Below are 11,984 nucleotides of genomic sequence, written 5' to 3'. Positions count from 1 at the left end.
CGGACGCGGGGATTGTGGTGATGTAGGATGGGTGTTTACACCCATCTTGATGTGGAGAATTTGATGGGTGCGAGCACCCATCCTACGCTTCCTACATCGAGTCGGAATGTTGTCAGTTTAGTTTCGTAGGGGTGCTGACACTCACTCCAGAAATTCTGAAATGCTGGTCAAACCCCAGTATCAACCGATACTCATAAATCAATTCATAACCAGTTAACGCGGAGAGCCAAGACGGATTAACTTCTCTATACTGGTCGACGGACCAGCGGGCAGTAACCTGGTACATTGATTGTGTTTCATAATGCGGTTGGAAGTTCTCGGACCAACGTCTGTTCAATCCGCTAAAGCGAAACCTTTGATATTGCAGCCAACTCAAGGTGCGATCAGCGCTCCCAAGGCTACTTGCGATTCGAAACACGCACACTTCTGCTCCTGAGCCCGTGCCGACTTCTTCCCAATCCAATTCGAGTAGGTTTGGGTCTTTCTTTTCGCGCTCACTTTCAACCAAACAGCTCCTTACGTCTGGATAGTGTCTCAGGACTTTCCGATATCTCTTCCATTGGGGATGCTGTCTATCTACGATTTTTCCTAAGAATAGGAATGGATCGGTTTCTTGATTAGCTAAGTGATCATATCCAATGGAGCAGCTATCGTTGGTGCGACAATACTCCCAGCTATCAACGGCGCTGTCTTCTGCAGCAACTGCAAACCCACTACTAAACCACATGAGTGACGATGCAATTGCTGCAATCTCTAATCGTAGCGTTTTCATATATTTGTCTGCGTTGACCAAAACTTAGCTGGAATCAAGCCATTAATTTAGTTGCCAACCAGAAGCTGATTCTAGTCAGATATACCCTACCATTCGGGAGAGTCGTTTTTGTTGTCAAAGCACTAGCTGTTATTCAACTCGGAGTCAGACCCGTCGGCTCAAACATCCAACTCCTCCACAAACCGCGCGTTCTCTTGGATATACTGGAACCGCAGTTCAGGCTTCTTGCCCATCAGGCGCTCGACGAGGTCTCCGGTTTCGCCGGGTTCGTCCTCGTCAATCGTGACGCGGATCAGTTTGCGCGAGGCGGGGTCCATTGTGGTTTCTTTCAGGTCTTTGGCGTCCATTTCGCCCAGACCTTTGAAGCGTGAGACGTCGATCTTGCCTTTGCCGCCCAGACCTTTTTCCAGCCATTCGTCGCGCTCGGCCTCGTCCAGACAATAGACGCGTTTGGCGCCTTGGGTCAGGCGGTAGAGGGGCGGGCAGGCGAGGTAAAGGTGGCCTGCGTCGATCATCGGGCGCATCTGGGTGAAGAAGAACGTCATCAGCAAGGATGCGATATGCGCGCCGTCGACATCCGCGTCGGTCATGATGATGATCTTGTCATAGCGCAGGTCGTCGACGTTGAACTTGGTGCCAAGGCCGACACCCAAGGCCTGCGTCAGGTCGTTGATTTCGGCATTGGTGCCCAGTTTCGAACTGGCCGCGCCCAGCACGTTCAGGATTTTGCCGCGCAGGGGCAGCAGGGCCTGGGTTTTGCGGTCACGGCCCATTTTGGCGGAACCACCGGCCGAGTCGCCCTCGACGATGAATAATTCGGTTCCGTCGCGTGTTGATGAAGAACAGTCCACCAGCTTGCCGGGAAGACGAAGTTTTTTAGTGGCGGACTTGCGTTGTGTTTCTTTCTCGGCCCGTCGGCGCAGGCGTTCCTCGGCCCTTAGGATGAGGAAATCCAGTATCGCGCCGGCGGATTTTGTGTCGGCGGCGAGCCAGTTGTCGAAATGGTCGCGGACCGAGTTTTCGACCAGCCGTTGCGCCTCGACCGTGGCGAGGCGGTCTTTGGTCTGGCCGACGAATTCGGGCTCGGAGATGAAGCACGACACCAGCGCGCAGCCGCCGGTGATCAGGTCATCGCGGGTGATCTGACCGGCTTTCTTGTTGTTGATCAGCTCTCCGTACACCTTGATGCCTTTGAGGACGGCGGCCCAGAAGCCTGCCACGTGGGTGCCGCCTTCGGGCGTGGGGACGGTGTTACAGTAGGATTGGATGAACCCATCGCGAGAGGGCGTCCAGTTGATCGCCCATTCGACCTTGCCGGGGGTGCCGAATTTTTCGTTGAAATCCACGGTTCCTGCAAAGGGTTGTTCGGCATAGGTGGACGAGCCGTTCATCGTTTCTTTGAGGTAATCCGAGAGCCCGCCGGGGAAGTGGAACGTGGCCTCGGTGGGCGTTTCGCCGTCGTCGATATGAGATTTCCAGCGAATCTCAACACCCGAGAATAGGTAGGCCTTGGAGCGGATGGATTTGAACAGGCGGGCGGGTTTGAATTTGTGGTGGCCGAAGATCTCGGCATCGGCGTGGAAGGTGACCGTTGTGCCGCGCCGGTTGGGGGCCGCACCGATCTTTTCCACGGGGCCCAGAGGGATGCCGCGTGAGAAGCGTTGTTCGAACAATTGTTTGTCGCGGGCCACCTGCACGACCATCGAGTCGGACAAGGCGTTGACCACGGACGCACCCACGCCGTGCAAACCGCCCGAGGTCTGGTAGGCCTTGCCCGAGAACTTGCCACCTGCGTGCAGGGTGCACAGGATGACCTCGAGCGCGGATTTGTCGGGGAATTTGGGGTGCGGGTCGATGGGAATGCCGCGCCCGTTGTCACGCACGGTCAGGGCGTAATCTGCGTGCAGCTCGACCTCGATCCGGTTGGCATGGCCGGCGACCGCCTCGTCCATCGAGTTGTCGAGGATTTCGGCGACCATGTGGTGCAAAGCGCGCTCATCCGTGCCGCCGATATACATGCCGGGGCGTTTGCGGACCGGTTCCAGACCTTCGAGCACCTCGATCGAAGAGGCGTCATAGGCGGTCGTGTTTTCGGGCGTCAAAAGATCGTCGGGCATGGGTGCTGCTCTTGTTTTCAAGTTTCCCCCATTATGGCAGGTGATGTGGTCCGGGGGAAGAGGGGCCCGAGGTGTTGTAGGTGGTTTGCTGATGCTGCCGCGTTGCAATCCGGTGCAAACCCGGCTCAAGTGGTTGAGGAAACAGGAGGCGGTTATGAGCTGGATCAGGACAATTCCATTTGACGAAGCGACGGGCCGGTTGAGGACGCTCTATGAGCGGGTGACCGGGCCGGATAACAATGTGGACAACATCATGATGGCGCATTCGCTGCGGCCTCATACGATGGAAGCGCATATGGCGGTCTATAAGAACGTGCTGCATCACTCGGCCAATCAGGTGCCGAAGTGGTTTCTTGAGGTGCTGGGCGTATGGGTCAGCGCGTTGAACCGGTGCAGTTATTGCGTCGAGCATCATTTTGCCGGGCTGCAGCGGTTGCTGGGGGACGAGGCGCACGGCAATGCGATCCGGGCAGCGATTGAGGCGGGGGCGCCGGAGAACGCCCCGTTGGACAGGGCGCAGATCGCGGCGATGCGTTATGCCCGGATGCTGACCGAGGCTCCGGCGGATTTGACTGAGGCGGATATCGAGGCGTTGCGGGCCGTTGGTTGGGACGATGGGGAGATTTTGGAGATCAATCAGGTGTGTTCGTATTTTTCCTACGCCAATCGGACGGTGCTTGGGTTGGGCTGTTCGACCGAGGGCGATGTTTTGGGCTTGTCGCCGAACAATTCGGATAACCCGGATGATTGGGGGCATCGGTGAGGGCAGGAGCGAGGGGCCAGCCCCTCGCGCTCCCCGGAGTATTTGGGAAAAGATGAAGGTGGGGGCTAGTGTTGCCAGGACAGGATGGCGTTTGCGACGGCTTGCGGGTTTTGATGGTGTAGCCAGTGGTCGCAATCCGGCAATGTGATGCGGGTCAGGTCCGGTGCGAAGTCTTCGAGCCCCCTAGTGGATTGAGGCAGAAGGGCGCGATCCTGCAGTCCCCATAAAAGGAGATGTGGACAGGCCACGCGGAGTCTGTCCAGGGGCAGGGCAGGGATATCGGTTATTGGCTGTCCAGGTGCGGCTACCATGAGCGGGGAGGCGCGATACCAGTTCAACATTGCCTCGAGCCGGGCAGGGCGCGCCCATTCGCGCCGGTAGTCCTGCAGTTCCGCTGCCGTGAGCCAGTCCTGGCCCATGCCGAAGCGAAAGAAACGTTCCAGTCGCGCAAAGTTATTGGCCGAGAAATGTTTGGCTGCATTTGGTGCGCGCAGTTGGTTGATGTATTGCGAGGCTTCGGATTGCGCGCCGCCTGCGGCCATTTCCCGTTGAAATGGCACCGGATGGACTCCGTTGGCGATGATCAGCCGGTCAACCTGTTCGGGGCGAAACATGGCCAGCCCATAGGCAACTGATGCGCCCCAATCCTGGCCCAGGACCGTCACCGGTCTGCCGATGTGGTCGATCAGGGCGCTCATATCGGCGACCAGCTGTGACAGGATATAGTTTTTTACGCCTTTCGGGGCCCAGCTTTGTCCATAGCCGCGCTGATCCGGAGCGATGCAGTGATAGCTGTCGGCCAAATACGGTGCCAGATCGCGCCAGGCACCGCCATATTCCGGAAAGCCGTGCAGCATGAGCAAGGGTGGGCGATCTGATTTACCCCAATGGCGGATAAAGAAGGGATGTCCGCCCAATGTGATGCGTTGGCTGTTCATCATGAGCCTTTTCTGGGTGCTTTTTGGGCGGAGTTGAGAGATTTCACCGCAGTTTGATGCCGATCAAAGCAGCAATTCGAGGTTTTTGCTAGGCGTTTGCCAAACAGTACATCAACGGAGAAACTGGATGGCAGCGATCGCCCAAACGGAAGAAAAGTCGCCTAAGATCAATATCGTTCCTGAAGCAAGGACCGAAACTGCAGTGCCCAGCACGGAAAAGATTCGGCGCGCCTTTGAAAGCGGGAAATATCCTTATGATCGAAAAATGGCACGGGCGGACTATGAACGCCAGAAGGCCCAGTTGCAGGCTGAATTGCTGAAGGTTCAGTTGTGGGCGCAAGAAACCGGCCAGCGGTTTGTTTTGCTGTTCGAGGGCAGGGACGCCGCCGGTAAAGGCGGTACGATCAAACGGTTTATGGAGCATTTGAATCCGCGTCAGGCGCGCGTTGTTGCGCTGAACAAGCCCACGGACGAAGAAAAGGGACAGTGGTATTACCAGCGGTATATCCGGCAATTGCCGACAGTTGGTGAGATGGTTTTCTATGACCGGTCCTGGTACAACCGCGCGGGCGTCGAGCGTGTCATGGGGTTCTGTACGCCCAACGAGTATCTGGAATTCATGCGTCAGACGCCCGAGTTAGAGCGGATGCTGGTCCGTTCGGGTATCCAGCTTTACAAGTATTGGTTCTCGGTCACGCAGACCGAACAACAACGGCGCTTCAAGAGCCGTGAGACGGATCCGTTGAAGCAGTGGAAACTGTCGCCAATCGACAAAGCCAGTCTGAGCAAATGGGATGATTATACCGAGGCGAAGGAGGCGATGTTCTTTTATACCGACACCGCAGATGCGCCCTGGACCATCGTCAAATCGAATGACAAGAAGCGTGCGCGTCTGAACTGTATGCGGCATTTCCTGTCGACCGTGGATTATCCGGACAAAGACCATTCGGTGGTCGGTGAGCCGGACCCGCTGATCGTGGGGCAGGCGCATCATGTCATTCATCGGTCCGAGCATATTCTGGGCACGTCACTGCACCCGGATGGCAAAGCGACCTGACCTGCCGCGCTGAATAGTGATGCCGCCGCCCTTTCGCCCGGGCGGCGGTTTGCCGTTTGATCTCAAGCTGAAATTTCACGCGTCCCCACTTGTCTCGGTCCCGGCGCGGGCCTAAGGCTGTCGGGATGAGCAATCCGATGACATATCGTGGCCATGCGCAGGCCATAGCCGTGCTGGGCCTGCCGTTGATCGGCGGACATCTGGCGCAGTTTGCCATCGGGTTGACCGATACCATTATGTTGGGATGGTACGGGGTTGAGGCGTTGGCAGCCGTTACGTTGGCCAACAGTTATTTTTTCGTGTTGTTCTTGTTCGGGGCGGGTTTTGGCTGGGCGGTCATGCCGATGGTTGCCACCGCTGCGGCCGAAGGTGATGAAACAAGCATTCGCCGCTCTACCCGTATGGGGTTGTGGCTGTCGCTACTTTATGCGGCGCTGATGATGCCGCTTTTGTGGTGGTCCTATCCGATCCTGATTGCGTTGAAGCAGGACCCCGAAGTGGCTGAAACTGCGTCGCAATACCTGCGTGTTGCTGGATGGGGATTGTTTCCCGCACTGTTTGTCATGGTGTTGAAATCCTATCTGGCCGCGCTGGAGCGGACCCAGATCGTGTTGTGGATCACCGTGGTCGCGGCTGTGGTGAATGCTTTTACCAACTATGCGTTGATCTTCGGCAATTGGGGGGCACCAGAACTGGGTGTGATCGGGGCCGCTATCGCCTCGGTGGTAACGCATATCGTGTCTCTGGCGGCGGTGATTGCCTATGCGGTTCGCACCTTGCCCGAACATGGGTTGTTCCAGCGGTTTTGGCGGCCGGATTGGGAGATGTTCAACAGCGTTCTGCGCCTGGGCATTCCCATCGGCCTGACCACTTTGGCCGAGGTGTCCTTGTTCGCCACTTCGGCTGTCATGATGGGATGGCTGGGACAGGTGCCCCTGGCGGCGCATGGTATCGCGCTGAATCTGGCCTCGGCAACGTTCATGGTGCATCTCGGCCTGTCGAACGCGGCCACGATCCGCGCGGGAAATGCGCTGGGCCGCCGCGACCGCGCGCATCTTGAAAAGGGTGCGATCGTGGTGACAGCCATGTCGCTGATCATGTCCTTGCTGACGATTGTTTTGTTCCTGACCTGCGCCGAGCCGCTGATTTCCTTGTTCATGGAAACCGACGATCCGCAACGGCCGCAGATTCTGTTGATTGGCAGCGGATTGCTGGCAATGGCGGCCTTGTTCCAACTGGTGGATGGGGCGCAGGTGATTGCACTTGGGCTGCTGCGTGGCTTGCAGGATGCCAAAATTCCGATGGTGATGGCGGCGCTTAGCTATTGGGTCGTGGGGATTCCCGCATCGTATTACTTTGGCTTTGTTCAGGGGATGGAAGGCATCGGCGTATGGCTGGGTCTCGTCCTCGGTCTGGCTTGTGCCGGGGTTCTGTTGATGGCGCGATTCTGGATGCAATCCGTGCGCACCGTCGGGGTCGCGGCCGAGTAGCCTTAGTTCTCCAACCGATCCGATTTCTTACGCACCAGTACCGAGCGCAGATCATGCATCGCCATCAGTAACCGGTCGGTGACATCCTCAAGCTGCGCCTCTGTTGCTTTGGACTGCGCCCACTGGGTAGTCAGGTTCAGGTGGTCTATGGTGCGATGAATATCGTCGATATCGCGGCGCGCCAGCAGGGCAGTGCGTTCCTGCATCCAGCGTGCGATCTCGGCCCGGTCTTCGTCGGTCAGATCACGCGGTCCCTGAGGTTTGACCTCGCCATTTCGGATGTTGATGACAGCGATCTGCTCCATCTCGATCCGGCGATGGCGGTTCTCTGTGTCGATCCGAAAAACCACCGCGCCGTTTTCACGGATACGGAAGTAATAATCTGGCAGGAGGTCTGACATCAGACGTCTCCTGTCACGTCAGTGCGGCACAGAAGGTCTGGATGCGCGTACAGGCTTCTTTCAGTGCTTCGTCAGAGGTCGCATAGCTGACCCGGAAATTCGGCGATAAGCCAAAGGCCGCGCCAAAGACAACCGCCACGTCGGCCTCTTCCAGCAAAGCCGTTGCAAAAGCCTCATCCGAGTCAATCACTGTACCTGCGGGTGTGGTTTTGCCGATCAATCCTGCGATCGAAGGATAAACGTAAAATGCCCCTTCCGGCACCGGACAGGTGATCCCGTCGATGGCGTTCAACATCTCGACGACAAGATCGCGGCGGCGCTTGAAGGTCACATTGTTCGGGGCCAGAAATTCCTGTGTGCCGTTCAGCGCCTCAACCGCGGCCCATTGACTGACCGAGCAGGGGTTCGACGTGGATTGCGACTGTATCTTGCGCATCGCCGAAATAATCTCGACAGGACCCGCGGCATAACCGATGCGCCAGCCGGTCATCGCATAGGCTTTGGACACACCGTTGCAGGTCAGCGTACGCTCATAAAGACCGGGTTCAACTTCGGCGGGTGTGCAGAATTCAAAACCGTCATAAGCCAGATGCTCATACATGTCGTCGGACATGACCCAGACTTGCGGATGACGCATCAGAACGTCGGTCAGGGCCTTCAATTCGTCACGGCTGTAACCCGCGCCGGTGGGGTTTGAGGGCGAGTTGAAAATGAACCATTTGGTCTTGGGCGTGATCGCGGCCTCAAGCTGTTCCGCGGTCAGTTTGAAACTGTTTTCCAACGAGGTTTCGACCACGACGGGCGTGCCACCCGCCAGCAACACCATGTCCGGGTAGCTGACCCAATAGGGCGCGGGGATGATGACCTCGTCACCTTCGTTCATCGTGGCCATCAGCGCGTTGTACAATGTCTGCTTGCCGCCGGTGCCCACAGATATTTGTGCCGGGCTGTATTCCAACCCGTGATCGCGTTTCATCTTGGCGCAGGCGGCTTGCTTGAGTTCCGGGATGCCATCCGGCGCGGTGTATTTTGTCTTACCCGCCGCAATCGCCGCAACAGCGGCGTCCTTGATGTTTTGGGGCGTGTCAAAGTCCGGTTCGCCTGCGCTCAGGCCGATGACGTTGCGTCCGGCGGCCTTCAACTCGGTCGCTTTCGCCGTCATTGCAATAGTCGGTGATGGTTTTACGCGAGAGAGTGTCGCAGACAGGAAACTCATGGCGGCCTCGGTTTGTATGTTTAGCTTGTCTGTCATAGGGTGCGCCCGAATGACGATCAAGCGATATGAATAAGAGATTTGGAGACCCTGATGAAAGATGAAAACGACTGGTACGGCCCGGATTCTGCAACCTTCGGGGACCGGCTGGCGGCAGCGCGGGACGCTGCAGGGATGACGCAGGCACAGATGGCGCGGCGTCTGGGTGTCAAAAAGGCCACCATTGCAGCTTGGGAGAATGACCTGTCCGAACCGCGCGCCAACAGGCTGTCGATGCTGGCTGGTATGGTGAACGTGTCGATCATGTGGCTGTTGACGGGCGAAGGCGACGGCATGGATGCGCCGGTCGATTCCGATGACGATACCGTCGAATTGGCGGGCGTTGTCGCTGAGCTGCGCTCGATCCGGGGCGAGATGCGCGCAAGCGCAGAACGCGCGGCACGGCTCGAGAAAAAACTGCGCCTGATGTTGGAACAAGAGCAGTGAGCGAAACACGTGACACACGCATCAAGCGCATGAAAATGCGCTCGATGCGACGTGGGATCAAAGAGATGGATCTGATTCTGTCCGCTTATGCCGAACGCAACCTGGCGGAGATGGATGACTCTGGGCTGGACTTGTATGATGCGCTTTTGCACGAGAATGACCAGGACCTGTACCAGTGGGTGACCGAGCAGGTCGCGCCGCCTGAACAGTTTGCTGCTCTGATCTCGGAAATCGCACAAACCTTTCAAAAATAGAAGAGAATTGGACTTAACTGATTTTTCGGAAATTCACGTCATCGTGCAGGGAACAGCGCGAGTGAATCGGAGGATCGGATGAGTATGGAAATGCAGGTTTCCGGGCAGGGGGCCAGGGGCTTCATGACCAGTTATCTTGAAGCACTGGCATTGGTCGAGCGTTTGCACCGCCTGCTTCTGGATGTCATCAAAGATGAGTTCGAGCGGGTCGGGATTCTGGAAATCAATGCTGTGCAGGCGTTGCTTTTGTTCAACATCGGCGATCACGAAGTGACTGCGGGCGAATTGAAAAGCCGGGGTTATTATCAGGGCAGCAACGTCAGTTATAACCTCAAAAAGCTGGTCGAAATGGGGTATATGCACCACCAGCGCTGCGAGATCGATCGCCGTTCGGTGCGCGTGCGCTTAACCCCACGCGGACGGGAAATCCGGGACATCGTTTCGCAGCTTTTTGCGCGCCATGCAGACGGCCTCCAAAGTCGCGGGGTGCTGGGGGCTGAAGGGATCGAGGATATCACCGGATCACTGAAACGGGTCGAGCGGTATTGGACGGACCAAATCCGCTATATCTACTGAATGTGCGGGGATGCGTCTGAAAGGATCAGCCCCTCCAGTTCGCGTTTCAGCTTGCGCGTCATGGCCTCTTCATAGGCTTCAAAGCCCAATGCAACTTCAACAAACGCATTCGGCCCAAGGGTGACCCAGGCACGATAATATGCCGATAATTCCCCGACCTGGACGTGGCGCCTGTCGCCTTGTTTGGGATCGTCAGTACCGATCACCAGACCGTTGATGGTGATCCCCGACCTGCTGAGCGTTTGTTTGACGTCGCGCGGATGCGGGCCAAGGTTGTGTTTGCCGTCGCCCGACAAATCCAGCGTGCGCCGCCAGCAGTCGGGATGTTGATCCAGAAGGCTTGCTCCAAAGGTCATCGCCGATCCCACCGCTGTCCCTTGCGGCGCGGCAGAGCGCGTGACCGAACGTAGGTTCTGTGTGACGCGCTGCAACGTCTGGGCGGACCGAATTTCGGTCCAATCCAATAACATTCGGTGATGGCCGGTCTCGCTCCACTCAAAAACCGCAAGCCGAACAAATGCGGCTGAGTTGGACAGCAACAACTGCGCCACTTCGGAGTGGCCCAAGGCTGCGGCCAATCCATTGATCTGTAACTGATATTCACGGCTGTCGACTGATCCGGACACATCCAGACCCAGCGCCAGCGCCTGTCGGCATTGGGCGGTAGCGGCCCCTGCCCAGACGCACACCAGAACACATGCCAGCCGGATCATTCACGGTCGCCTATCGACAGCTCGCTCAGTTCCAGCCCTTTGAGTTCGCGTTCCAGCTTGCGGCGCATTGCCTGTTCAAAATCCTCGAACCCGTCGGCGATCTCCAAAAACGCTCCGGGCCCGTGCAGAACTTCCTGTTTAAAGAACGGGATCAGGTCAACCTCGCCTTCAAAGTCGGCAGCATTGATTACAAGGCCGTTGACGGTGACGTTGTCGAACGGGAAATGCTTATACGCGATCTGGGGGCCATACCCGTCATTGTTCTTACCGTCGCCGGAAATATCGATGGTCCGAAACAGGCATGCAGGTGCGCTTTGCATCAACCTTGCGCCAAATGCCAGTGCATGGCCCATTGCTGTCGGAGAGTCCATCGTCGACCGGACCGAGGTTCCGACGCGGTGCGCGATGGTGATCAGAGTCTCAGGGCTGTCGACCAGGTGCCAATCCACAATCAGGGTCTGGTTGAAGCTGCCGGACCACTCATAAACCGCCAATGCAACCGGATACGGAGAGGCAAAGAACGCGGCCTCAACTTCGGGCGCGATCAGAGCGGCGGCCAACCCGCGGCGCTGCAGCATGTCCTCGGTCGCGTCAACCGAGGTCGAGATATCCATCGCAAGGGCAAGAGCCAGCCGACATTGTTCGGCCCAAGCGGGGCTGACGCCAAGCGTCAACCCCAGAGAGAACAGCCAGCGGATCACCAGTGACCGGTGCTTTCCATGCTGGTCCAGGGCTCTGCAGGCTCCAGAGCGTCGCCGTTCTGGAGCAACTCGATCGAAATATTGTCCGGCGAGCGCACAAACGCCATACGCCCGTCACGCGGTGGGCGGTTAATCACAATCCCATTGTCCTGCAGCATCTTGCAGGTCTCATAGATATTGTCGACGCCATAGGCGAGGTGACCAAAGTGGCGGCTGTCGCTGGGCAGTTCATCATCGCCGTCCCAGTTGTATGTCAGCTCGATCGGCGCGTCTTCCTGCCCCGGAGGAGCCAGAAAAATCAACGTGAACCGACCGGCCTCGCTTTCATGCCGACGGGTTTCTTTCAGGCCCAGCAGCTCATAAAACGCCATGGATTTTTCAAGATCCTTCACGCGAACCATAGTGTGCAGATATGTCAGTCCCATCGCGACTTTCCTTATTTCGTGTGTGCTTGTTCGCAGCTTAGCGCGCGAACAAGGCATGTCGAGGGGTGCGGTGGCACG

The 11,984-nt window shown here is 57.4% G+C and carries 14 protein-coding genes; 6 read left to right on the top strand and 8 right to left on the bottom strand.

Features of this window, described 5'->3' with window-relative positions:
• Positions 1–112 precede the first annotated feature (112 nt).
• Both ACR0K4_RS06725 and parE read right to left on the bottom strand, forming a co-directional pair.
• Complete coding sequence (locus ACR0K4_RS06725; protein ID WP_480853332.1) at positions 113–772, bottom strand: hypothetical protein; 660 nt, start codon at positions 770–772, stop codon at positions 113–115.
• Between the two features lie 158 nt (positions 773–930).
• Positions 931–2,889, bottom strand: coding sequence for a DNA topoisomerase IV subunit B (gene parE / locus ACR0K4_RS06720; protein WP_480853331.1), 1,959 nt, complete (start codon positions 2,887–2,889; stop codon positions 931–933).
• Between the two features lie 154 nt (positions 2,890–3,043).
• Between parE and ACR0K4_RS06715 the strand changes: the two genes are divergently transcribed.
• A complete protein-coding gene (locus tag ACR0K4_RS06715) occupies positions 3,044–3,652 on the top strand; it encodes a carboxymuconolactone decarboxylase family protein (RefSeq protein ID WP_480853330.1) in 609 nt (202 codons plus the stop codon).
• A gap of 65 nt (positions 3,653–3,717) precedes the next feature.
• Here the strand turns inward: ACR0K4_RS06715 and ACR0K4_RS06710 are convergent, their stop codons facing one another.
• Positions 3,718–4,590 carry an alpha/beta fold hydrolase gene (locus ACR0K4_RS06710; protein ID WP_480853407.1) on the bottom strand — a complete coding sequence of 291 codons (873 nt, stop codon included), beginning with the start codon at positions 4,588–4,590 and terminating at the stop codon, positions 3,718–3,720.
• A 127-nt stretch (positions 4,591–4,717) separates the two neighbouring features.
• Between ACR0K4_RS06710 and ppk2 the strand changes: the two genes are divergently transcribed.
• Together ppk2 and ACR0K4_RS06700 are read left to right on the top strand one after the other, a co-directional pair.
• Positions 4,718–5,647 carry a polyphosphate kinase 2 gene (gene ppk2 / locus ACR0K4_RS06705; protein ID WP_480516026.1) on the top strand — a complete coding sequence of 310 codons (930 nt, stop codon included), beginning with the start codon at positions 4,718–4,720 and terminating at the stop codon, positions 5,645–5,647.
• 125 nt (positions 5,648–5,772) lie between these two features.
• Positions 5,773–7,137 carry an MATE family efflux transporter gene (locus ACR0K4_RS06700; RefSeq protein WP_480516027.1) on the top strand — a complete coding sequence of 455 codons (1,365 nt, stop codon included), beginning with the start codon at positions 5,773–5,775 and terminating at the stop codon, positions 7,135–7,137.
• 2 nt (positions 7,138–7,139) lie between these two features.
• Here ACR0K4_RS06700 and ACR0K4_RS06695 read toward each other — a convergent pair whose 3' ends face one another.
• A complete protein-coding gene (locus ACR0K4_RS06695; RefSeq protein ID WP_480853328.1) occupies positions 7,140–7,538 on the bottom strand; it encodes a hypothetical protein in 399 nt (132 codons plus the stop codon).
• A gap of 13 nt (positions 7,539–7,551) precedes the next feature.
• Positions 7,552–8,754: a pyridoxal phosphate-dependent aminotransferase gene (locus tag ACR0K4_RS06690; RefSeq protein ID WP_480853406.1), complete on the bottom strand. Its 1,203-nt coding sequence runs from the start codon at positions 8,752–8,754 to the stop codon at positions 7,552–7,554.
• A gap of 90 nt (positions 8,755–8,844) precedes the next feature.
• Here ACR0K4_RS06690 and ACR0K4_RS06685 point away from each other — a divergent pair, with 90 nt between their 5' ends.
• The 3 genes from ACR0K4_RS06685 to ACR0K4_RS06675 all read left to right on the top strand — a co-directional run bounded on the left by ACR0K4_RS06685 (position 8,845) and on the right by ACR0K4_RS06675 (position 10,067).
• On the top strand, positions 8,845–9,237 hold the full coding sequence (locus ACR0K4_RS06685) for a helix-turn-helix domain-containing protein (protein ID WP_480516029.1): 393 nt from the start codon (positions 8,845–8,847) through the stop codon (positions 9,235–9,237).
• A complete protein-coding gene (locus tag ACR0K4_RS06680) occupies positions 9,234–9,491 on the top strand; it encodes a succinate dehydrogenase assembly factor 2 (protein WP_480853327.1) in 258 nt (85 codons plus the stop codon). The genes ACR0K4_RS06685 and ACR0K4_RS06680 overlap by 4 nt, the downstream gene beginning before the upstream one ends.
• A gap of 78 nt (positions 9,492–9,569) precedes the next feature.
• A complete protein-coding gene (locus tag ACR0K4_RS06675) occupies positions 9,570–10,067 on the top strand; it encodes a MarR family winged helix-turn-helix transcriptional regulator (protein WP_480516031.1) in 498 nt (165 codons plus the stop codon).
• On the opposite strand, the gene ACR0K4_RS06670 is transcribed toward ACR0K4_RS06675, so the two are convergent.
• The 3 genes from ACR0K4_RS06670 to ACR0K4_RS06660 are packed head-to-tail and all read right to left on the bottom strand — an operon-like array spanning position 10,061 to position 11,906.
• A complete protein-coding gene (locus tag ACR0K4_RS06670; protein WP_480853326.1) occupies positions 10,061–10,780 on the bottom strand; it encodes a DUF1194 domain-containing protein in 720 nt (239 codons plus the stop codon). The two genes, ACR0K4_RS06675 and ACR0K4_RS06670, sit on opposite strands and share 7 nt — an antisense overlap.
• On the bottom strand, positions 10,777–11,481 hold the full coding sequence (locus tag ACR0K4_RS06665) for a DUF1194 domain-containing protein (protein ID WP_480853325.1): 705 nt from the start codon (positions 11,479–11,481) through the stop codon (positions 10,777–10,779). The genes ACR0K4_RS06670 and ACR0K4_RS06665 overlap by 4 nt, the downstream gene beginning before the upstream one ends.
• On the bottom strand, positions 11,478–11,906 hold the full coding sequence (locus ACR0K4_RS06660) for a VOC family protein (RefSeq protein ID WP_480853324.1): 429 nt from the start codon (positions 11,904–11,906) through the stop codon (positions 11,478–11,480). The genes ACR0K4_RS06665 and ACR0K4_RS06660 overlap by 4 nt, the downstream gene beginning before the upstream one ends.
• Positions 11,907–11,984 lie beyond the last annotated feature (78 nt).

Source organism: Ruegeria sp. K11 (assembly GCF_056531905.1).
The sequence above is the reverse complement of the archived record's forward strand: the minus strand, read 5'-3'. Positions and strand labels throughout refer to the sequence as shown.